Annotated in this window: 16 protein-coding genes; 2 read left to right on the top strand and 14 right to left on the bottom strand. The window is 44.8% G+C overall.

All coding sequences use genetic code 11. From position 1 onward, the window contains the following. The coding region (locus tag AC1DLM_RS28250; protein WP_477571823.1) for a hydroxysqualene dehydroxylase at positions 1–1,567 on the bottom strand (1,567 nt) is incomplete at its 3' end. 144 nt (positions 1,568–1,711) lie between these two features. After that, a complete protein-coding gene (locus AC1DLM_RS28255) occupies positions 1,712–3,856 on the bottom strand; it encodes a methyl-accepting chemotaxis protein (protein ID WP_477571824.1) in 2,145 nt (714 codons plus the stop codon). A gap of 237 nt (positions 3,857–4,093) precedes the next feature. Here AC1DLM_RS28255 and AC1DLM_RS28260 point away from each other — a divergent pair, with 237 nt between their 5' ends. Then, positions 4,094–5,281: a PASTA domain-containing protein gene (locus AC1DLM_RS28260; RefSeq protein WP_477571825.1), complete on the top strand. Its 1,188-nt coding sequence runs from the start codon at positions 4,094–4,096 to the stop codon at positions 5,279–5,281. A 513-nt stretch (positions 5,282–5,794) separates the two neighbouring features. On the opposite strand, the gene cysI is transcribed toward AC1DLM_RS28260, so the two are convergent. The 11 genes from cysI to AC1DLM_RS28315 all read right to left on the bottom strand — a co-directional run bounded on the left by cysI (position 5,795) and on the right by AC1DLM_RS28315 (position 20,416). Further along, complete coding sequence (cysI, locus tag AC1DLM_RS28265) at positions 5,795–7,516, bottom strand: assimilatory sulfite reductase (NADPH) hemoprotein subunit (RefSeq protein WP_441990370.1); 1,722 nt, start codon at positions 7,514–7,516, stop codon at positions 5,795–5,797. A gap of 38 nt (positions 7,517–7,554) precedes the next feature. Beyond that, positions 7,555–9,381 carry an assimilatory sulfite reductase (NADPH) flavoprotein subunit gene (locus AC1DLM_RS28270; protein ID WP_477571826.1) on the bottom strand — a complete coding sequence of 609 codons (1,827 nt, stop codon included), beginning with the start codon at positions 9,379–9,381 and terminating at the stop codon, positions 7,555–7,557. A gap of 208 nt (positions 9,382–9,589) precedes the next feature. Next, positions 9,590–10,432: a carbohydrate ABC transporter permease gene (locus AC1DLM_RS28275; protein ID WP_441990372.1), complete on the bottom strand. Its 843-nt coding sequence runs from the start codon at positions 10,430–10,432 to the stop codon at positions 9,590–9,592. Positions 10,433–10,444: 12 nt separating this feature from the next. Further along, a complete protein-coding gene (locus AC1DLM_RS28280; RefSeq protein ID WP_477571827.1) occupies positions 10,445–11,323 on the bottom strand; it encodes a carbohydrate ABC transporter permease in 879 nt (292 codons plus the stop codon). Positions 11,324–11,405: 82 nt separating this feature from the next. Then, a complete protein-coding gene (locus AC1DLM_RS28285; protein ID WP_477571828.1) occupies positions 11,406–12,743 on the bottom strand; it encodes an ABC transporter substrate-binding protein in 1,338 nt (445 codons plus the stop codon). A 126-nt stretch (positions 12,744–12,869) separates the two neighbouring features. After that, the gene (locus AC1DLM_RS28290; RefSeq protein ID WP_477571829.1) at positions 12,870–14,459 is read right to left on the bottom strand and encodes a response regulator; all 1,590 of its coding nucleotides are present in this window, start codon (positions 14,457–14,459) and stop codon (positions 12,870–12,872) included. A gap of 6 nt (positions 14,460–14,465) precedes the next feature. Then, positions 14,466–16,265, bottom strand: a complete 1,800-nt coding sequence (locus tag AC1DLM_RS28295) for a sensor histidine kinase (protein ID WP_441990376.1) — start codon at positions 16,263–16,265, stop codon at positions 14,466–14,468. A 118-nt stretch (positions 16,266–16,383) separates the two neighbouring features. Continuing rightward, positions 16,384–16,554, bottom strand: coding sequence for a sporulation histidine kinase inhibitor Sda (gene sda, locus AC1DLM_RS28300; RefSeq protein WP_171635070.1), 171 nt, complete (start codon positions 16,552–16,554; stop codon positions 16,384–16,386). Continuing rightward, on the bottom strand, positions 16,547–16,714 hold the full coding sequence (locus AC1DLM_RS28305) for a hypothetical protein (protein WP_441990377.1): 168 nt from the start codon (positions 16,712–16,714) through the stop codon (positions 16,547–16,549). Before AC1DLM_RS28305 ends, sda begins: the two co-directional genes overlap by 8 nt. A gap of 675 nt (positions 16,715–17,389) precedes the next feature. Further along, complete coding sequence (locus AC1DLM_RS28310; protein WP_441990378.1) at positions 17,390–17,659, bottom strand: late competence development ComFB family protein; 270 nt, start codon at positions 17,657–17,659, stop codon at positions 17,390–17,392. 51 nt (positions 17,660–17,710) lie between these two features. Continuing rightward, on the bottom strand, positions 17,711–20,416 hold the full coding sequence (locus tag AC1DLM_RS28315; protein WP_477571830.1) for an alpha-L-rhamnosidase: 2,706 nt from the start codon (positions 20,414–20,416) through the stop codon (positions 17,711–17,713). A 228-nt stretch (positions 20,417–20,644) separates the two neighbouring features. Here AC1DLM_RS28315 and AC1DLM_RS28320 point away from each other — a divergent pair, with 228 nt between their 5' ends. After that, positions 20,645–21,166: a metal-dependent hydrolase gene (locus tag AC1DLM_RS28320; protein ID WP_477571831.1), complete on the top strand. Its 522-nt coding sequence runs from the start codon at positions 20,645–20,647 to the stop codon at positions 21,164–21,166. 54 nt (positions 21,167–21,220) lie between these two features. On the opposite strand, the gene AC1DLM_RS28325 is transcribed toward AC1DLM_RS28320, so the two are convergent. Continuing rightward, positions 21,221–22,972 (bottom strand): sensor histidine kinase, encoded by a 1,752-nt coding sequence (locus AC1DLM_RS28325; protein WP_477571832.1) that lies wholly within the window; start codon positions 22,970–22,972, stop codon positions 21,221–21,223. Between the last annotated feature and the right edge of the window lie 69 nt (positions 22,973–23,041).

Genomic DNA, 23,041 nt, shown 5'->3' on the forward strand with positions numbered 1-23,041 from the left:
MGATATTACCCATCTMGAATTTATACATGTCCCATATTTCACAAGGCTTCTCTGTTGATTCTTCTTGTTTCAGCAAGGCATTAACCGCTCGTCTCGCTGCTTCATTAGCTCCTTCCATCGTCGCTAGATTCGTGTTTGTACGCACGTAATCAGACGCTAAGAAGAGATTCGGAATGCCCGTGTACGCTTCAGGCMGATCTTCCCAAGTACCGACACGATTAATAAACAGAAGAGCTTCATTCGTGCAAGATTGTGCCACTTCATCATATTGAATGTCACTATCCAAAAACCAGGAATGAAGAATCTCGTCCCTCAAAATAACCGCACCATCTACATTCAGACTTTGTTTCATCTGAGCCCAGACTTCTTCCTTAATTTCTTCCGGTGTGCAATGGGTCGCCGGTTTACCATATAGAATGCCTGGCGCATCCCAATCCGAAATATCAATGGAGAGCACCCCTTTGACACTGCCATCACCGTACTCACTTAAATTCACATCAGGCCAAAATTGTTTCTGGGAAACGGAAGTCAATGACCATGGTGCATCCAAGAAAATCACATGTCCATGCGTTACGGGGACGTCTTCTTTCAAATAATATTGAATGCCGTTCATCCAAGCGACCGATTCCACGAGCCTCTGAACCCCTCGAAGAGACGGATCCGCCTCGAGCATAGCCTCTGTAATGAGAGGTCCCATCACCTCAACAGGGAACGCAGCAATATAGTAATCTGCTTCAATATGGATCGTTTCCCCGTTCTCCGTAATCTCCGCACTGCGGATAACTCCGTCAACACAATGGATACGCTCAACCTTAGCATTTAAATGATAGTCCACGCCTCGCGCCTGAAGGAACGTCAACCACGGGTATATCCATTTGTCATTCGTTGGCCCATTCAAGAGACGCACGAAGCTCGTCCCAGGCGTAGACAGATTAAGCGTCATTTGAGCGGCTACAGGCCCTACAGTTTGCGTACTTGCGACTTTGGACTGACAGGCAACCAACGTTTTGGTGAATCCTGCAAATATATTCTGGAATGCAGGAGATTGCTTCTCCGCCTCTATGAAATCCCACCAATCGATCATTTCATATTCCTCACGTATACGCTCTTCACAGCTCGTCATAGCTTGCCAAAGCTTCCGACCATATTGTTCTAAATCTTCTTTTGTAAGGCCCAGCTTATGATTGATCAATTCCTTCGCTAAAGCTATATTATTTTTGTTGACTACGATTTTGGCAGGGAGAGGCTGCAGTGGCGCTGTATTGGTAGCGATATCTAATCGCGTTACTTCCATTAAGTTATCGTAAACGGTTTTATTTTCGTAAGGAATTCGTTTCAACGTATCTATGACATGTCGATAAAAGCGCGGGAATAAACGAAAGCCGTGTTCACCTGGCAAATCCCTACGTCCACCTTTTCCACTACCAACATAAGGCATACTTCTTGCTTTTCCGCCTGGAATACTCTTAAACTCGTAAACAGACACATCATATCCTCGTACGATCAGCTCATGAGCAGCACTCAGTCCAGCAACACCGCCACCCAAAATTGCGACCTTTTTCAACATTTTCCMTCCTCATTTTGGTTTAATTTGTAAAAACATGATTGCTCTATCATATCATTTAGATCCGCTTACGCATAGAATAATCCTAGTAAAATAAAACCTTTCATCGCTGTGGCAGTCAGCAATGAAAGGTTTATGACATACGTATTAATCAAGTTGAAAATGGGTTAATGCGTGAAGAAGCTCCTCGGAGATGTGATTCAATGTTGTTGAGGAGCGCTCGACTTCCATGGTCGAGGCTGCTTGTTTTTGTAGTGACAAGGTAACATCTTGTGTATATGAAGTTGCTTGCCGCGAAATCTGAACACTATCCTCCATCGAGGCGGATACTTGCTGTGTACTCGCGGATATTTGCTCAGAAGCCGCTGAAACCTCCTGAATTTGCTCCGCTACTTGATCAACAGCTTGCAAGATGGATTCAAATACGATGCCTACCTTTGCGATAAGCAAGCTCCCCTTATCTACTTCGGCAATCTCCAATTGTGCTTTCTCTACAACGGATTTGGAGCTGCTCTTCACTTTCGCAATCAACTGAACAATGTTCTTGGCAGATTCACTCGATTGATCAGCTAACTTCCTTACCTCTGTAGCAACCACCTGAAAGCCCCTACCATGATCACCAGCTCTTGCCGCTTCAATGGAAGCATTCAATGCTAGTAGTCGAGTTTGCTCAGAAATATCCGTGATCACATCAAGCATTCGATCAATCTGCGTAGATAATTCAACAAGCTCCGAGATCGTTGCTGCTGTTTCAGATACTTTCATTTTGATTGAAGACATTTGGTGTACCGCTAGGCTCATGTCTTCAAATCCTTGTCTTGCTTCGATCGCAGCTTCGTTGGCAGCTTCAGCGACGAATGAGGATGTTTCTGCAATGCGTTGTACGCCAGTAGCCACCTCGTTCATGGCAAATGAGGTTTCCTCTGAACCTTTCATCAAGACTTCCGAACCTTGCGCCATATTCGTCATGATGAACTGAATAGCCCTCGAATCAGCGGAGGTTTCCTTCACATTCGATTGAAGCTGCTTCGACGAGTCGAAAGCTCGCTGAACCACAAGTCGACTCTGGCGAATAACACCTGTGAAGCTATCTGCAATGTGATTAAAGGCGTTTACTACGCTGCTAAATTCATCCCTAGAGTAGGATTGGGCACGGACTGTCATATCTCCTTGTACGAGAAGCTGTGAAGTTCGAGCTAGCTCGTCAATCCCCTTTTTCACAGCTATATAAAAGGCAATAAATAAATACGCAGCTAGCAGCAGTATACCCAGCACAATAAGTGCGTCGATCACTAAACTTCTCGTATAAGCATCCACACGCTGTTGTAGTAATTCCGTTAACAAACTAAGCTGGTGCGTATACAGAGCAATCGCTGCTTCTTTGGATGAACGTGATGTAGCCGCGAATTCATTCGCCGTAATTTGAATAACACCCGTGTTGACTAGCTTTTCATTCAATGCTTCGATTGTCACAAGCGCAGACGATACGCTCTTTTCATGCAAAGCAAGACTCGTGGAGGCAGTCTCAGCATTTAGCTTATGGAGTTGTTCCCCAAACGATTGAATCTCTGTTAAAATAGACTGTCCTTCACCACTTATTTGGATTAATTCCTCTTGTTCCTCCGGGTTTTTGATAGACCGACGAGCAGCAACTTCAATCCCTTTTCGCTCAATTTTCTCAAGATTATTCCAAAATGCAGGAAAAAGATGTACAGTAAAGTCTATGAGGGCACTCGTGCCTTCTTCAGGATCCAAATCCAGCTTCGCCTTCTGCTCTACGATATGTATGAGTTGAATCACCTGTTGTTCCATTTGCTCATGTTGAAGTTCATAGTACTTCTGACTTAACCCATCTACACTCGAAGCAATCGATTGCCACTGCTCCAAGATACCTGAAACAAATTTCTCTTCCAGCAATGGTGTCTTGGCATGCTCCACTTCCGCTTTCAACCACGACATGGTACGATCAATGTGTACTTGCACTTGTTTCAAATCTGTCTTATCAGGTGGTTGGACACCGTCCGTCGAAGGTAAACTTTGTCCGAATTGATCCAATCGGATCAACAATTCACCCAATTCACGTTGAACAGATATACCTGACATTTCGAGTTTAGCTCCACGCATATTTTGCGTTGTCCCAGCTAATAATTGTTCGGCTAACAGCGTAATCGGAATTACGAATACACAACCTATAAGGAAAAATTTATGCGGGTACCTAAGTCTATTCAATAGGTAAATCGCAGGCTTAAACAACGTTGAAGTCAAGTTTTTATCCATACGGTTATCATTCATCCTGATCCACGCCTCCATTTGCGTCAACAATCCTGACACGAAACTTAATTTATGGACCCATCTTACAACGAATCCTATCAAAATACAGGCAATTCGAACTATTTTGATAAAATTCCACAAATTTTTCACTTAATTATGTGATTTTTTATAACGAGTACTCCTAAATTCCTATCTGCCTTCGAATCCTTTATAATAAAGAGTAAACCAATCATACACGCCAGAGAGGATGGTTATTCCATGCCCGATCGAATAGGTACACGATACGTGCCAAGTACACAAATCGTCTCTTTCCSTCATGGAACTCTCCATTATGGTGATGATGTATTTCTGACTCGCAAAGTATTACTGTATCGTAAAGCGCTTCGTCACAATCAACTCGGTGTCGATTACATAAGCTCACTTCAGGATAAAGCCGCGTTTATTCACGATGGATTTCATCACATGTTGGATACATCTATCGCTCAGGATGCCGTCACCATTATTTTACAAGCAAAAAGTGGTTCGCTGTTTGCCCATACCATGTTCAAACGCAAATGGACCTATGCCGCTGTTGTCGCGATCATTAGCGACTTAGGAGTTTCTCTGTTGGATGCTATGGAAGACAAGATTACAGGCTTTTCCGTACGTCCAGATAATTTATGGTTAACCGATCAGAATAAACTTTCCGTCATCAACTATTGGGAGGTAGATGAACCTCAAGAGCAGGGAGCCGTTGGGCTTTGCCGCTTAATGATTCAGCTGCTTACGGGGAGCGAAACGATTTCCGATACATTCGAGGTTATGCATACGAGTCTGGAGCGCGCTTCGATTCCAAGTGCGACGACAGAGCAAAAATTAGCATTAATTCGCCTCATCAAATTTATTTGTCATGGGCAATCCTCGTTATCGTCGCTCGTTTTCGGATTGCGGAGTTTACCTCCTTCTGTCCCTAACAACAAAAGCATAATACAGGATGAGCTGATCCCTGAGGAATCAACGGAAGTACTGCAAGCGGCTCAATATGAGAGTCATACTCGTTCTAATCGTTCAGCTAAGCTGATTGCGTTAGGGTCCGTTTCAGCTCTCGTGATAGGGATTGTCTCCGTGTGGTATCTGTGGCCAGAGCCAAAAGTTGTTCAAACCGTCGTCATCATCTCTCCTACGCCAACAAGCACACCGATGGCAACCGTCAGCCCAAGCGCCACACCAAATGCTAAGCTAACGAGTATGAATGAAGGTACCGAGGAAACTGAAGTACCTAATCTGGTCGGCAAGACGCAAGCGGATGCCGAACAATTGGCGCTTGCTGCTGGACTTCACTACAACTTCGTCATTGAAACAAGCACGCAGGCCAAAGGCACAGTAACGAAACAGGAACCAAAAGCAGGAACCAAGGGCTTGGTTGGGGATAATGTGACGTTTTGGGTGAGCAAGGKGGCACAGTGAGGAGATTAGTGAGGGAATGAGTTACTGAGAGCGGGAACAGGTAAGTGCTTTATGAGCGAGAGCGCTGTACTGTGACAGTGAGAGGCACTCCACTTACCTCGACCCGTTGCGTCAGCCTGTTTGTCGGCTCCATTCCGAGCTTCAGGCTCAGCTTTAACTGGAAAATATACAGCTAATTTCATGTAAATCAGCCGTATTCTACATTTAGATGGAAAAACTCCAGCTAATTTTGGGATTTCTGTTAGTATCGCAGAAAATGACCGAAATAGCTGGAGTTTTTCCAGTTATTTTCCTTTTCGAAGAAAAATCGAAGGAATTAGATGGAGATTTTCCATCTGTTTCGCATTGAGAAAAACTTCTATCGAAGTACTTCGAGGATGAGCGACCGCGTTTTAAATGTTGTTTTTATCGCCAATAAGAATTTGTTCTTCCGAGTATCGGTTAATTATAAATTCTTATGTGGTAGAAAAAAAGCAGTTCAAGTCGCGAACGACTCGAACTGCTCTTTCCATTTTATGCGTGGAAATCTTGACCCGAACGAACTTCTTTCACGTAGCCAGCGCGGATGACAAAGTCACCGAAGTGTTCATCATTTTGACGCTCTTTGGCATAATGAGGGATGATCGTTTGCAAGGAATCCAAAATCTCGGACTCACCAATGTTTTCTTTGTACAATTTATTCAAGCGGTTTCCTGCGAATCCGCCACCAAGGTACATGTTGTACTTGCCCGCGGCTTTACCGATGAACGCAAGTTCAGCCAGCATTGGTCGTGCGCAACCATTCGGGCAACCTGTCATCCGAATTGTAATTTCCTGCTCACGAAGGCCAACACCTTCAAGAATTGACTCTACTTTCGTAATCAAAGAAGGTAGGTAACGCTCCGATTCCGCCATTGCGAGTCCGCAAGTCGGGAATGCAACGCACGCCATCGAATTTCTACGCAATGCGGAGTAGTGTAGACCATCCGTAATGCCGTGATCTTTGATCAGCTCTTCGATTTTCTTCTTTTTCTGAGCGCTCACGTTGCCGATGATCAAGTTCTGATTCGACGTAAGTCGGAAATCACCACTATGGATCTTAGCAATTTCACGAAGACCTGTCATCAGACGATAGTCTCCATCATCCATCACGCGGCCGTTCTGGATGAACATTGTGAAATGCCATTTGCCATTGCTGCCCTTCACCCAACCATAACGATCTCCGTTGGATTCGAAATGGAAGGCGCGAGCTGGCTCAAGGTTCCAACCTAGACGCGTTTGTAGTTCATTCACGAACCACTCAATACCGCGATCGTCGATTGTGTATTTGAAACGAGCATGTTTACGAACGGAACGATCACCGTAATCGCGTTGGATCATGACGGTTTTCTCAGCTAGATCAACAGCTTGCTCTGGCTTGATGAAGCCGATCACTTGACCAACTTGCGGATACGTTTTGACATCACCGTGAGACATCCCCATACCGCCACCGACGGATACGTTAAAGCCCACCAAACGGCCATCTTCAATAACCGCGATGTAACCAAGATCCTGCGAATATACATCTACATCGTTGGATGGCGGAACTGCGATACCGATCTTGAACTTACGAGGCAAATACACAGGTCCGTAGATTGGTTCTTGCTCTTCATCGTCGCGGCTATCGACGATTTTCTCGCCGTCTAACCAAATCTCATGGTACGCTCTCGTACGTGGGTCCAAGTGGTTCGAGATGCGATTCGCCCACTCATATACCTCGCCGTGAATTTCGGATTGGTAGGGGTTAGGGTTACACATCACGTTACGATTCACGTCGCCACATGCAGCAAGCGTACTTAGCATGGATGCATTAACTTCTTGAATCGTTTTCTTCATGTTCCATTTGATTACACCATGCAACTGAAAGGATTGACGCGTTGTAAGACGAATGGTGCCATTCGCATACTTCTGAGCTACACGATCCATCATCAACCATTGGTCAGCCGTTACGATACCGCCAGCAGCACGTACGCGCAGCATGAACTGGTAGGCAGGCTCTAGCTTCTGCTTCGCACGTTCGTTACGCAAGTCACGATCGTCTTGCATGTAGCTGCCGTGGAATTTCATCAAACGGTTGTCATCCTCGGGGATGGAACCGGTGATACGATTTTCAAGCGTTTCTTCTAGACTTCCGCGCAAATAATTACTGCGGATTTTAATTTGTTCAACATCACTATGCGGCGCACTATTCTTCGATAGTAAATTATTTTCTGACATCTTGAGCTTTCTCCTCTCGCGATCGCGGGGATCCCGTTTTAATAAACATCCCGTTGATAACGTTTTTGCTGTTGCATATTAGCCAAATATTGCACGGCCTCTTCGTTATTTAATCCGCCCTCTTGCTCAAGAATCGTGAGCAGCGCAGCATTCACATCATGTGCCATCTTCTTCTCGTCACCGCAAATATAGACAACAGCGCCTTCTTGCAGCCATTGATACAGCTCGCGGCTTTTCTCCAACATACGATTCTGTACATATACTTTTTGATCCGTATCACGGGAGAAAGCTACGTCTAGTTTCGTTAGAACGCCGTCTTTCAACCAGCGCTGCCATTCAACTTGGTACAAGAAGTCTGTAGCGAAGTGTTGATCTCCATAGAATAACCACGTTTTACCATCTGCACCCGTCTCTTCTCTCTCTGCAAGGAAAGAACGGAATGGCGCTACGCCGGTACCAGGTCCAATCATAATAATTGGCGTTTCTGGGTTCTCAGGAAGCTTGAAATTCGGGTTGTTCTGAATGTAAACCGGCAACGCAGCACCTGACTGTGCACGCTCTGCCAAGTGTACGGAACAAACACCATAACGATTACGTCCATTCGCTTCATAGCGAACCGCACGTACAGTGATGTGCACTTCATCCGGTGAGGCTTTGGATGAGCTAGCAATGGAATACAAACGAGCAGGCAGTTTACGAAGCACAGCTACGAATTGACTAGCAGACACACCTTGTAAGGAGAAGTCTTGCACTAAATCTAATAAATCGCGGCCAGCGATGTACGATTTCAACTCAGCTTCATTGCCAGGGGCAACAAGTGCTTGAAGCTTCTCGTTTGAAGAAAGCTTTGCAACTTGCTCTAACAAAGGCTTCGTCAATGTAGTGATTTCGTAGTAACGAGTAAGCGCTTCTTGCAAAGGACGCTCTTCCCCATTTTTGTTTACAGCAACTGGCGTGCTTGCATTCCAGTCCATAGCTTGAATCAATTCAGTAACTAGACGCGGATGATTCTCTGGGAATACACCCAAGCTGTCACCTGGTTCATATTGCAGATTCGAACCCTCTAAGGAGATTTCCACATGGCGCGTTTCACGATCGGAGCCGCGGCCATTTAAGTTCAAGTTCTCAAGCACTTCCGCTTGGAACGGATTGGTTCTGGAATATTCCGACTCCGTGGAAGGGGCACTTCCAGCCGCAGCAGATGAACCTCCAACAACAGCACTAGCCGATGAAGCACTCAGAGCACCCAGCACGCTAGAAACCCAAGCCGCAGCTGGCTCATCAAAGTCTACATCACAATCAACACGCTCAGTTAATGATTTTGCACCAAGCTCTTGCAAACGCTTGTCAAAATCTTTACCTGTTTGACAGAAGAATTCATACGACGTATCACCCAAAGAAAGAACGGAATACCGAAGTTCTTCTAATTGAGGCGCTCTTTTGCTATGAAGGAATTCGTAGAAGGAGATCGCATTATCCGGTGGATCGCCTTCGCCATGCGTACTAACGATCATGAGAAGGTTTTGAACCTTTTTCAAATTGTTCGGTTTGAAATCGTTCATAGAGGAAAGCGTGACTTGGAACGATTGCTCTTCTAGCTTCTTCGCTAGCTTTTTGGCTAAGCCATGAGAATTACCTGTTTGGGATCCGAATAAGACAGTTACTTCTTTGGAAATGACAGGTTGACTAGCTACAGCCGTTGGTACGGTAGTAACAGGTGCTGCCACGGAATTTGTCGAACCTTGTTGAGCCGTTAGATAGCCACTCAGCCAAATACGTTGAGTATCTGTTAACGTTGGTAGGACGCGGTTGAGCAATTCAACTTGCTCTTGGTTAAAAGGACTGTTTAAGACTTGAAGTTCCAACAAAATCCACCTCATCAGCATGTATTGATAAGCTTTGCTATTATTCGCACTATTTTTACTCTCCATTGAAAACTATCATAGTGCGCCTCATAGGTCAATTAGAATCATCTTATGGGACTTATAAGGGGAATTGATATATGGTTAAAAGAGCACTTTTCATGCAAAAAATGACCCCAAAATGGGGTCATTTCAACATTTATATCCAATATTATCCTTTCACAGCGGACCCTACGGTCATCGCCTTCTCAACTTGTTCACTGAAGAGGATATAAACCAAGACAGTTGGCAAGCTGGCAATCGTCATCGCTGCCCCCATTGCACCCCAGTTTGTCGTAAACTGACCTTGGAAGAATAGTAATCCTAGCGGTAAGGTTTTCAGTGATTCTTTGGTAATTAAAATGAGTGCCATCGTGAATTCATTCCAAGAGGATAAGAAAACGAAAATGACCATCGTCGCCATTGCCGGCTTGATAATAGGTAAAATAATGGTGTAAAACGTCCGGTAGATGCTAGCCCCATCCATGCAGGCGGATTCTTCAAGCTCAACCGGGATTGAACGAAAGAAACCGTAAAACACCATGCTGGAGAACGAAATATTAAAGGCAATATAAGGAACAATGAGTGCACCATACGTGTTAGCTAAGTGGAAATCACGAACAAGAATAGCCAACGGGATCATGATAACTTGTATCGGAATGAACATCCCGATGACTACATAGATTCTTGCCACTTCCTTGAAACGCCACTGCATGCGAGCTACTGCATAAGAAAACGTTACAGAGAGCACAATCGTGCCTACGACCGTACAGGCTGCCACGAGCAAGCTGTTGCTGAAGTACTGCGGTACATTAAATTTGGACCACGCGTCCACATAATTTTCGAAGCGAAAATGTGTTGGAATTCCGAAAGGATTCGTAACGAAAATTTCATTGTTATTTTTCAGTGAATAGAAAATCATCCACAATAACGGATACACCGATAACCCCGCATACACCCATAATAGGATGCCAAGGAGCGGATTTTTTTTGCGCAATTTCATGAAACCGTTCATTTGTCATCCTCCTTAATAGGTAATTCGCTCACGAGCAATGAGTTTATTAATCGCTAACGTTACAATCAAACATTCAATAACAAGGAATGCTGCAGCCGCACTGCCATAGCCGAATTCACCAACACGGAAAGCAGAACGGTACATCAGGTACGTCAACGTGTAAGTGGAGTTACCAGGCCCGCCGCCCGTCATGATAAACATGTTAGCAAAAGCGTTCAACMCACCTGTAATCGCGAGGACTAGGCAAAATTTGTACGTCTCAGCCAGCATCGGAATTGTAATTTTCATATGTGCTTTGATTTTGGAAGCGCCATCGATACGGGCAGCCTCTAAGTACTGTTCTGGCACGGACTTCACAGCCGCAAGAAGCAGCGCGAACTGGTACCCCATGTACTGCCAAGCATTTACGAAGGCAATCGCAAAGATCGCTGTTTTGCTATTCGTAAGCCAGTCTTGACGGTACGAGATTCCTAATGCTTCGAATACTTTGTTGATCAAACCATACTCACTGTTATACATCGCCAACCAGAGCTGACAGACGACTGTAATGGAAAGTACGACCGGAATGAAGTAGGAAATGCGTAGAAGTTTACTCCCTTTGAAGCCCTCTGCTACGGCAAAAGCGAGCACAGACCCGATCCCAATCTGCACAACGGCTAGGATGCCTGCAAACACGAGTCCATTATAGAGGGACGTGTAGAAAATACTATCTTGAAACAATCGTGTGTAGTTATCCAGAAAGATAAACGTGCCTTCGCTCAAGCCATCCCATTCGAAGGTACTGCGGTAAAAGGTTTGTAGAATCGGATAAAACACGATCACTGTATACAAAAGGAGAGCCGGCAGCGTGAATAGCATAATCGCCACTTTATTTCCCATGAATTTGCGCATGTCATCACTTCCCTTGTAGAGTAAAAGACTCACTCTGGGGTGGAGCGTTCCAGGGTGAGTCTCCCATGTCATAGCATCACATTTATTTCGCTGTAACTGCTGCTTTATTCAAATCTTTGATGAATTGATCGGACGTGTAGTTACCTGTCATTAGGTTTTGAGTTGCATCTTCAAGTGCTGCTTTGAACTTCGGATTGGACAAGCCCCATGAGAAAGCGGTTGTGCTTGTGATTTTCGGAATATCCTTGGAAAGCTGATCCATCATTGGAGGGAACTGCTTCACAATCGGTTTGTCTACCTTCGTTGCAACAATCGGGTTACTGCGGTTTGTGAACTTGTACTCAGCATATTTCAAGGAAATGAACGATGCTACTTTCGCTGCTAGCTCTTTATCTTTCGTGTTTGCGGATACAGCATATCCACCTGGACCACCGCTGCCGCTGAATGCTGTTTTACCTTTTTCATAGGCTGCTGCATCAGCTGCAGGCAAGTACATGTAGCCGGCTTTGTCGCCAAGCGCTTTGGTTGCTGCTTCAATTTCCCATTGACCGTTAATGAACATTGCTGCTTTACCTTCATGGTAAAGTGCCGCTGCCTGGTCATAGTTCAAGTTGGTTGCGCCCTTAGGCAGCATGCCCGCTTTCACAAGCTCGATAATTTTATCAGCAGCTGTTTTGTAAGTCGCGTCGTCTGCTTTCGCCGTACCTTTATCCAATTTGTTAATACCGCCTGGATCCGCACGTGTTACGAACATGTCATACAGCGCTACGCAAGGCCATTTCTCTTTGGCAAAAATGGAAAGCGGCGTTACACCTTTTGCATTGAATGCTTTAACAGCCGTCATCATTTCATCATACGTTGTTGGTACTTTCACGCCGTTTTGTTGGAACAAATCTTTGTTGTAGTACAACAGGGCTACTTCGTTCCCTGCATACKGGAATGCATACGTGTGACCATCATCTGTCACCAGTGTGTTCATTGCGCTCGGCTGCATTTTATCCTTGAAGCCAAACTTGGTTACGTACTCATCCAACATCAGGATGTTATTTGATTTTTTGAACGTGTCGATAATGTCTAACCCTGCTTGGAAAATGTCGGGAAGATTCCCCGTCGCTGCATACGTCTTTAACTTCTGTCCATCGTCTTGTGCTTGGATATCCAACTCAAGCTCTACGTTGGGCATTTCCTTTTTCAATTCAGCTACTGCATAGTCATAAGGTGTTTTCGTATCTTCATCTGCATATTGGGCATAAATTCTAAGTTTGACTGGTTTTGCATCCGCCTTAGCCGGTGCTGTCGTAGCTGCAGTTGTTGCCGCCGGGGCAGCGCTGGTAGTTTCTTTCGGTGTTTCTGTGGAACCGCAAGCTGCTAGGCTAGTCGCCGCGAGTAAGCTTACGAGAGTAACTGCCATCTTTTTCATGTGTAGACCTCCCAATAATTCTTGTGCGTTTCTCCTCTTTACATCCTCAGTATAGAGGCAAAAACCCACAGTGATAATGGAATAACTGAGGGCTTCTGGTAAAATCCGCACATTCGTGTGCAGTCGTTATATGCGATTATTCTCATACTCACTTGGCGAATAGCCGAAGAATTTCTTGAAACTTTTGCTAAAATAACTAGGGTCATTAACCCCAATCTGCTCCGCAATATCTGCCAAACGAATGTTGCCTTTGCCTAGTAATTCCTTCGCTTTATGCATGCGCACATGCGTCACATAATCCGTTACCGTCATGCCGATTTCCTTCTTAAATATCGCCCGCAAATAGCTTGGGTTAATGAACACCTGCTGGGCAATCTGATCCAATTGGAGCTCCGAATCCATGTATTGACCCTCGATATACTCTTTGGCTGATTGGGCAATTTTCGAGGATCTCGTCTTCTTGTGCTTGTTCGTATATTGAATCGCCTTAGCGAAAAGCTCCTTAATCCATGTCGCTGTGCTCTCTATCGAACCCAACCGCTTGATTTCACTATAGGGGTAAAAGGCTTCGCCAAAGCAGTCCTCGATGGGATGCCCCATCTCAGTGATATAAGAGAGACAAACGGAAATTAGCCCCATGGAAATCACATAGGTATATTCCAAAGACAATCGTTGCTCACGAATAGACTGGAAAACTTCTTCCAGTTTATCTTCTACTTTCTCCGTATTATGCATGCGCAAGAGTACGAGCAGCTCTTCGTTGATCTCCGTCGGGTAGAGCGCCTGCTTGCCAGAATCAAGCACATTAGAGCCATAAGCGATCACACGGTCGTTTCCTAATACGAACTTGTTCTGAAGAGCTTCCAGCGCTTCCAAATAAGAGGTGCGAATGCCTATGTAGCCAGACTGACTGCGACCGACGCCAATGGTGATCGTGAATTTCAGGTATTTTTTGATCAAAAAAATAAGCTTCTCATACCCCTCTAACGCAGGAACCTCGAGATCGTYCACCCCTTGGTGCTCGACCAGACAAATAATCCGCCCTTCTGGCCCGTTGAAAATAAGGTGATGTCCAGTCTCCTCCATCGCTTCGTTCAAAATGTTCGTCACGGCATATTTCCACAGTAAGCGTTCGCTCACTTGATTCCATTTGACATCCATATKGTCAATTTCAATACACGCAACAACGAACAAGGAGGAGGCGAATGACTCCCCAAGTTGCTGGAGCTTCTGCGTTGTTTCCTCAGGAGAATGGTGATAGTCACTGCTAAGCAAATGGTTCAAATAACTTTCTTTCATCATTTGCTGATTTTCTTTGAGCGTGGATCTTTCTTCCMGCGCTTTTTCGTGTTCTTTCTGCAGCTTAAGCAACGTTAGGATGAGTTCATCTTTGGAGAACGGCTTGAGGATATAATCCTCCACGCCMAGCTTTAACGCTTTGCGCGCATAGTCAAATTCATTATGTCCTGTAATGAGGACCACACTCGTTGCTGGATAGTGCTCTTTCAATTGCTCCGTAAGGGTCAAACCATCCATGAAAGGCATTGTTATATCGACAAGCGCTATATCAGGTTGATGTAATTGAACTTGCTCGAGGGCTTCAATCCCGTTCTTYGCTTCGGCGCAAAGTTCAAAGCCATAGGCCTCCCAGTCTAATGCTGAACGCAAATATTCTCGGAAAATCGATTCATCATCGACGATTACTATTTTCTGCATGCACATCTACTCCTCATCCCGCCTAAAAGGCAACCATAGCGTAACTTCCGTGCCTTGTCCTTGTTCACTTCTAATTTGTAAGCCATATTCATCTCCATAGTACAATTGGATACGGTCGTTCACATTCTTGAAGCCATATCCCACAGCCTCCTGAGGAGATTCCGTCTTTTTCACAATGGCCTTGAGCCGCTCTGAATCCATGCCCACGCCATCATCCGCGACAATGATTTTTATTTTGGAATCGACAATTTCGCCTGTTACCTTGAGAAGTCCAAGACTTCCTTTCGTTTTGAGTCCGTGATAAATCGCGTTTTCGATAAGCGGCTGTATGGTCAGTTTCGGAATTTGACCACTCAGCACTTCGTTATGAATATCAAATTCATAGGTAAACACATCGGAATAGCGAATACGCTGGATGGATAAATAATCTTTCACATTGCGAATTTCTTCTTCAATCGTGATCGTTTCGCGGCCTTTACTAAGCGCAGCGCGATAGAAATCGGCCAATGCTTTCGTTGTCCGTTGCACATCGCGTGCTCGTCCCATTTCTGACAGCGTATAGATGACATCCAAGGTATTATAGAGGAAATGCGGCTTAATTTGAGCTTGAATCAGGGCAAGCTCGTATTCCCGTTTCTTCTTTTGCTCCCAATTAATGTTGGTCAATAGCTCTTGAATCCGCCGAATCATCGCATTAAAGCCAGAGGACAGCATTCCGATTTCATCTTCTGAATTTACTTGGAATTCGATATCCAAGCTGCCTTCCTTGACCTTCTTCATGTATTTCGTGAGCCCCATAATGGGCTTAGCGATCAATTGGGAGAGCATGCCTGCGCCAAGAAGGGCAAAAAAGAGGCAGACAATACCCAGCAATACGATGAGTAACGTAATTTTGCGCGTATCTGCCGTCAATGAAGCAAGAGGTGCCATCGAAATCAATTTCCAACTAAAGCTAGGGACATCGGAGCTCACGACAAGAGTTTTCTCATATTCGAAAGAAGTCGGATCGGTAACATGCTTGCTTGAGGTGATCCAGAGCTTCATCTCGGGATTGGCCACTTCTTGGAGCACATCCTCTGGATGCTGCGAAGAAGTAACAACACCTTCATCATCCACGATAAAATAGCTGCCATCTTGGATCGAACCGATTTTCTGATAAATCGCGGATAAAGAGCTTTCTTTGATATTGAGCACAAGCAGGCCTAACTTCTGTCCGGTGTATATGTTTACGATTCGCTTCCCTAACGTCATCACTGTTTCTTGCGAACCGTTGGTTAAATAATCCCTGCGCTGCATCGGGAACCAAATGTTATTCCCGCTCGATGCATCAATTTGCTTTAGCATGGGGCTTGAGGGTATCCACTCCCGATTCCGCTCCATGAGTACATTCGAGCCATAGATTCGATTATTCGTATCAATGAATGCGGCTGACTGCACATCGGGGAAAACGAGCAAGGCAAAGCTCAGCTGATTCGTGATTTGCGTGTACATTTGCAGGCTGGTTTCTGGAGCGGCTAAGGATTGTGGGTCTTCTACGATCACCTTGTTGAGATTAATAGTTAACATATTCGCGCAGCTTTCCACGTTCGTTAACATGCCTGTGATGCGGGTAATGATGAGGGAGGAGTTGTCCGACACGTTTTTGATCGTTTTTTTGACGATAGCGTTCGTATACACTTGGTTCGAAACGAAACCCAGCACAAATAAGGGCACGAAGATCAGTGGAAAATAAATGAGAATGATTTTATATCGAATGCGTTGATTGCGAAACCAATTCGTGGGTATCAATTTCTGAAGTATGTACATGAATGCCCTCCCTTTAGCGCAAACAAAAAATCCCCTACCCTGCAACGTCAGGAGTTTCCTGTCGGTTACATTGTAAAGGATTCATACCTTTTTTTAAACTCTCTACGTGGAGTAAACATTAGCTGGTGCTTTCCAAACTATTTTCTCGGAATAAACTAATCTGTCTAGCTTGAATTTCTAAAAGTAAAAACAAGAGAAATTCCTTACTCAGCTTCATCCGGCTTGCATTTATATAGGCATCAACAAGCGTGTCATTGGAGATGGCTTTCAAGTTTTCGCGATCATTCATTGTGCAACAACCATTTCGGGCATTCTTCTAGCATCGACATCATTTTTTTCATCGATTGTTGGATTTGTTCATCGGAGGGCAAGCATATATTGCCATAAGATTGTTGTACAACATCCGTTAACACCGAATCAAAAATGCCATTAAACTGCTCTGATTTCACATGAACCCCTCCTAATTTTCATTTATTTGGAAATTCCTACTTCTATCTTAGCTTGAAGTGCGTGAAAAAACAGCGCATTTATTTTTGCATCTCTTACATCTTTTTTTTCTATATTATGTAATTTTGTTTGCATTCAGGGAGATGTGACAAGTTGGTTTGTAGCGCGAATTTACGCAAGATAGTGCGTAAGAACTATGTAGGGATAGTGCGCAAGTCGCGCGTGGGAAAATATAAGAGTAATGGCATTGGAAAATGCTTGTGAGATAGTCGAAATAATCGACTTACAGCACTCCAATAGCCTTGCAGCGATTGCTCATCCGATTTCCCGACATCCTCGAGTTCGGGTTACGCCGCCGGTACCTTTTAGTCCTAAATTGCCGAATTAATCTCACTGTCCGCATCATGAAATCTTATTTAGTCCTAATACGCCCACCTAAATCGACCAAAACAACCCTCGCAGAAGGAATACGGGTAAATAGTTCGGCATAATCGGATTAATGAGCTTTTTTCACAAGCAATCTTCGTATTAATTCGGAAATATCGGACTAAATCAACTTCAGGCGAAATGCACACGTGTTCAAAAGTCAGTAGGGACAGTGTGCTGCGCATCCGCCCACAATCAAAAACGCCGCCACCTCCGTCTGAACGGAGATAGCGGCGTAGGCCTATCTTGCTTTACTCACGATGATGTTGATGATGCTCAACAATGCTCGATGCTTCCATTAATTCTCGCATGACATCTGAACGCAACTGTTGATTCGTAAATTCACCTTTAACAAATAGATGTCCCTTCTCACTGGAAGTATAACGTGGCGGAAGCTTGTTCAGCGCGATTGCCAATATATCTTCTTTGCACGTTCCACAATCACACTTCAATTCATAGTTCTTCCGGAATTCTTCGAACAACTGCTTAACCACGGTTTCCATTGCGTTGATGACAGCCATCTGTAACTCTCCCTCTAAGAACCTTCGTTAAGTCTATTATACTCGATAAACTTAGAATGACAAAGAGAAGGAGTTTGTACGCTGTACTTTAAATTGATAGATTCCTGAGCCAAGCTCAATCCTTACATCGCCTGCAACTTCCCGAACACTTTGAATGCCTGGAACTGTATCTAGATTCTGACCCTGACATGTCACTTCCGTAAGAGTAGATTTAGCTAAGATGACCTCTCCGCTGGTGTTTGGCKGGAGCTGGAACGTATACCGAATGTCCCCCGATTCTTCAATGGACCATTCACTGCGAACCTCCCCGTAATTCGTGATGAGAGATGCTTTGGCATACGTTAGGCCAGAATCTGGCCGAGGTCGGAAGCTCATGCGTTTGTAACCTGGCTGCGAGTCATCAGAATCCAAGCCTGCTACTCTGCGATATAACCAGTCGCCAATGGATCCATAAGCATAATGATTATAGGAATTCATACTATCACTCCAGAACGTACCATCCGGTTTGATGCCATCCCAGTGCTCCCAAATCGTGGTAGCCCCTTGATGAATGGGGTACAGCCAAGACGGATAGTCCTCTTGCAGGACAAGCTTGACGGCCACATCATGATAGCCATTTTCCGAGAGCACATGACATAGATACGGCGTGCCGACAAAGCCCGTCGTCAGATGATATTTTTGCTCTTTGACATACTCGACAAGGGTCGCTGCTAAGCGTTCCCGAACGCTTCCCTGAACAAGACCGAACATTAGCGGAAGCACATGTGCAGTTTGTGTATGTGCTGCTAATCTTCCGCTTGGTGTCACAAACTCCGCAGTGAAAGCTTCAACAATGCGCTCGTAGAGCGCTGTGTATTCAGCGACATCCTCTTCGCGTCCCAGGACTTCCGCTGTTTTGACAAAAAGCGAAGTCGAATACGCATAGAAGCAAGTTGCGATTAGATCTTTGGGCGTTGCCCCGATACAACTACCCTCTTTGGCGTCGAGTCCGAGCCAATCGCCGAAGTGGAAGCCCGTTTGCCACAAGTATTCATTCTCACCTTGCTGGCGGATATAAGTAATCCAACCCTTCATACTGTCATACTGCTCTTCCAGCACGCGCTGGTCCCCATACACCTGATAGAGCGTCCATGGGCAGATCACCGCCGCATCTCCCCAAGCTGAAGAAGAATGCTCGTTTTCTCTCAGGACTTGCGGAATCACGAATGGTACGCCTCCATCCTCACGCTGATCTGCTTTCAAATCACGCAACCACTTGCTGAAGAAGAGGGCCACATCATAATTGAAGGCCGCTGTTCGAATGAACACCTGCGCATCCCCTGTCCAACCCAGCCTCTCATCACGCTGCGGACAGTCCGTCGGCACATCAAGGAAATTCCCCCGCTGCCCCCACACAATATTTCGCTGCAGCTGATTGAGAAGTTCGTGAGAACATTCAAATGTCCCCTTCGCCACCATGTCGGTGTGGATAACCAGACCCGTAAAACATGCAGCATCAAATGCAACATCTTGTGGCCATCCCATAACTTTGACATAACGGAAGCCTTGGAAGGAGAAATGCGGCGCATACGATTCCTCACCCTGTCCACTACACACATAAGTAACCAATTGCTTCGCCGACCTCAGATTGCCAATATAGAAATTGCCTTGTGCATCAAGCACTTCTGCATGCAGCAGTTCGATGCGTGTACCCGCGGGCAGCGTAAATCGCATCTCTATTTTCCCTACCATATTTTGCCCAAAATCAAGCACGGTTTCCCCTGACGGAGTTTCGATGACAGCGATAGGCTTCAGCTGTTCCGTCACGCGAGAGGGTTCATTTTCTTGCATAACCAATGTTTCTTTGCCATAGCCGAGTTCAATACTCGCAGTCCAATCTTGATCATCATAACTCGGCAAACTCCAACCCGTGAGCTCCAAACCAGCATCGTAGGTTTCACCATGATAAAGCTCTGACATGCGGACGGGCCCAAGGGACGTTCGCCAAGAGGAATCGCTGACTACGATCTCTTCGGTACCATCCTCATAGACAATATGCATTTGCATAAGCAGCGCCCTTACGCTTCCAAAAACATTCCGCTGATGTGTCCATGCCAGATTTCCTTTGAACCAACCGTTCGCCAATACCGCGCCAATGGTGTGCTCCGTCCCTGACATCAGACTGTTCGTGACATCGTAGCTCTGAACCTGCAGACGATGCTTGTAGCTGGTCCAGCCTGGCGTCAACTCCCAATCGCCAACCCGCGAACCATTAAGCTCTAGTTCATATACCCCATGACTTGTCGCATAAATCGTCGCCTTGCGAATCTCCCCGCTTACACGGAAGTTTTTCCGAAGGTAGTAGGCTTCTTCCGCATCTGCGTCAATATGTGTAGGATCTGGAGTAATCCAATTCGCTTGCCAATCTGTTGGTTGAAGCTGTCCCATTTCCCAGTAAGCGATTTCACTCCATGGCGAAGCCAAACCGGATTGATTCCATACCTTCACGCGATAGAAATATCGAGTCCGCGGCTGCAGCTCAAGTCCTGCATAGGCAACAAGCACAGATTGCTCTGAAGCGATACGATCCGTATCCCAAACCAAGCTCGCTGGTTCGAAATCACTAGAATGCATGCTCACCTGAATCTGATAGGCTGATTGCACAGTAGCGTTAGTGTCAGCTTCGAGCTGCCAAGTAAAGCGTGGCCCAGCAGTATCCAATCCGATTGGATTAACTTGATATTCACAAAACAAAGCTGAAATACGAATAGAACTCATGGGTTTTTCCTCCTAGATACACGGGCAGTCGTGTTAGATGTACTTCCTTATTTATTGCACCTTTACGACTTATTGTAGAGCATCCCTCTTCTTGTTTATAAGGTGTATCCAGACATTTATATAGGTGAAACACGACAATATCTATTTTGTATTGCGATACCCTTAATTTCCATGTATAAATCGAATAGTATAAAGTTATATGAACTCATGAATAGGAAGGCGCTTATTATGCTACAAAAAACACACAGTGTCGCTGGAATGATTGCAGCCGAAATCGTACTCATTCATGGCGACATCAGTTTCTTCACATGGGATGCTGCAGGTTCTTTATTACTCGGTTGTTTGGCGGGCACCTTAGCCGATGTAGATAAACCAGGTTCCACCATGGCCAAGGTTCTCTTCCCTTTATCTGCCTTGCTTCATGTTTTGAAAATCAAACATCGAACATTGACGCATTCTTTGCTTTTCATGGCGCTGCTCGCGATGATATGCTTACCTCTGCCGCCATTATATTTCTGGGTATTCATCCTTTCGTATGCTTCCCATCCCTTAATCGACCTACTGAACGATCGAGGTGTCCAGCTCTTCTGGCCGATCACACTCAGAATCCGACTGCTCCCCAAATGGATTGCAATCGACACCGGTTCCGCGAGTGAAACGGTATTCCGTTGGGTTTTACTTGTTGTCTGTCTAGTACTTCCATTTTGGAACTATGTATTGCCCTATCTGCCTTATTCATTTACAAAATGAGACCAAAAAAAATCGCTGATTTGGCTGACCAAATCGCGATTTTTGTCATTTCTGTTATTGCATGGGAATCGAAAGCTGAAAACAAATAAAGCCTTCCTCCACTTTAACTTCAATCGTTCCCCGATAATATTCAACTCGTTCCTTAACCACTGGCAAACCGAGCCCTTGATGTCCACCTTCTAACTTGGTGCTATAGCCGATCGCGAACAAATCCGTGTCGTCTTCCAGATGAAACGATGGATTCACCCGATTCTTCACAGAAATCTTCACATCGTTCAATTCCTTCCAGCCTTTCACAGACACCTCTCGCTCTTCTGCTGGGAATTTATTCGCTTCATCAAAGGCATTATCAATGAGATTCCCGATAATTTTCACGAGATCGACCGATTTCACACCAAGAGATAGCCCATCCAGACCTGTAAACTCATAGCTAAAAGAGACTTTGGTTCGCATCGCTAGCGTTATTTTCGATTGAATCAATGCAGCGATAGCTGGCTGTCCAATTCGAATAATATCATTGACTTCATTAATTTCCTCAATTAATTCCTCCATGTAACGCAGTTGATCCTCTTTTTTTCCATTGGCCAATAAGGCGTATAGGGTTTGCACATGATTCAGGAAATCATGTCGTTGACTGCGAATCGTCGCAAACATGAGGTCTACATTTTGAATATACATTTCTTGTGTGGACTGAACGGCTGTTTCACGCGACTTCGTATTGAATCGGAATACGAGGAATACAAGAATAYAACTGAATAAGGTAAATAGAACAATGATCAGAGCAACACGAATAAGTTGGTCATTTAACGTCTTCTGTATGGACTGGTAGTCCGAAACAATGGTGATCACATAAGGTATTTCCCGCTGAACATCCGTTATTCTCTCTTTAATGGGCACATACACAAATGTCTTCAGAATCGGTTTTCCCTCATAGCTTTCAACCACACTTACTGGCTTTTCGTCCTGAATAGCACGTTTGAAATTCGTGAAATCATTCACATGAATGATATTTTGTGTACCAAATAGCAGAGGACGGTCATAAAGGGAAACATACATAATGCCATTCGGTCTCGTATATTCCTTCGGCTTCGTACCGAATGTGATCCCGTTTAATCCGGAAATTTCTATAATATCCGGATTGGATGTCAGTGTTTTTTTGACTATCGTATCCGCACCAATAATATCCTTGAACTTCTTAATTTTACCTGCATTTACAAACACACAAATGATATAATTCGTTTCCCCATCGTAATAATAGCCAAATTTACTAACATCGCTCGTGCCTGAAGCAGGCACCTCATAAATCCCCGACCAGAAATTAGGAAGTTTTTGCCCTTCAGGAATCGTCACTTTGTGGTATTTCAGCAGTTGGTCAAAAGCGGTAAACCAATATCCGAATGAACTTGTGCTTGTAAGTGTTAATTCTTTAGGTTCGGACGATTTGCCAACCATGATATCATCGCCAATGCCAGTTCGTTTCATGAGTGAAATCCCGTCCACACCAGCTTTCTCTGCAAGGGGAACAAGTTGTTCATTCGTTACCTTGTCAATATCGGGATCTAGCTTTGTTTTGGCAAAGATAGCGGCAGATCGCAATTGTTCCCCAATCAAATCTTCCACGAAGAAGGCTCCCGCTTCCGACTGTTCAATCGACGTTCGAATTTGATTCGCTGTCGTTGCCATTTGTTCTGACTTTTCCTGCGTTAATATAGATTTCGCATACCAATAATAGGAGCTGTTGTTCGTAATTAATAACAAGATAACAATTATAAAAGTGATGTAAATAACTCTTCTGTTTATTCTCATGAAGTTGTCACACTTTCTCATTTTGTATGCTGGACATTACAATTCTGCGCAAAAAAAATTGCGATAACA

It is taken from the genome of Paenibacillus sp. 01T442 (assembly GCF_056398345.1).

What these genes read in the sequence shown, in the direction of transcription:
- AC1DLM_RS28255 (WP_477571824.1), bottom strand. Translation starts at nt 3,856, where the DNA reads ATGAATGATAACCGTATGGATAAAAACTTGACTTCAACGTTGTTTAAG.
- cysI (WP_441990370.1), bottom strand. Translation starts at nt 7,516, where the DNA reads ATGTCAGAAAATAATTTACTATCGAAGAATAGTGCGCCGCATAGTGAT.
- AC1DLM_RS28275 (WP_441990372.1), bottom strand. Translation starts at nt 10,432, where the DNA reads ATGAACGGTTTCATGAAATTGCGCAAAAAAAATCCGCTCCTTGGCATC.
- AC1DLM_RS28295 (WP_441990376.1), bottom strand. Translation starts at nt 16,265, where the DNA reads ATGTACATACTTCAGAAATTGATACCCACGAATTGGTTTCGCAATCAA.
- sda (WP_171635070.1), bottom strand. Translation starts at nt 16,554, where the DNA reads ATGAATGATCGCGAAAACTTGAAAGCCATCTCCAATGACACGCTTGTT.
- AC1DLM_RS28310 (WP_441990378.1), bottom strand. Translation starts at nt 17,659, where the DNA reads ATGGCTGTCATCAACGCAATGGAAACCGTGGTTAAGCAGTTGTTCGAA.
- AC1DLM_RS28320 (WP_477571831.1), top strand. Translation starts at nt 20,645, where the DNA reads ATGCTACAAAAAACACACAGTGTCGCTGGAATGATTGCAGCCGAAATC.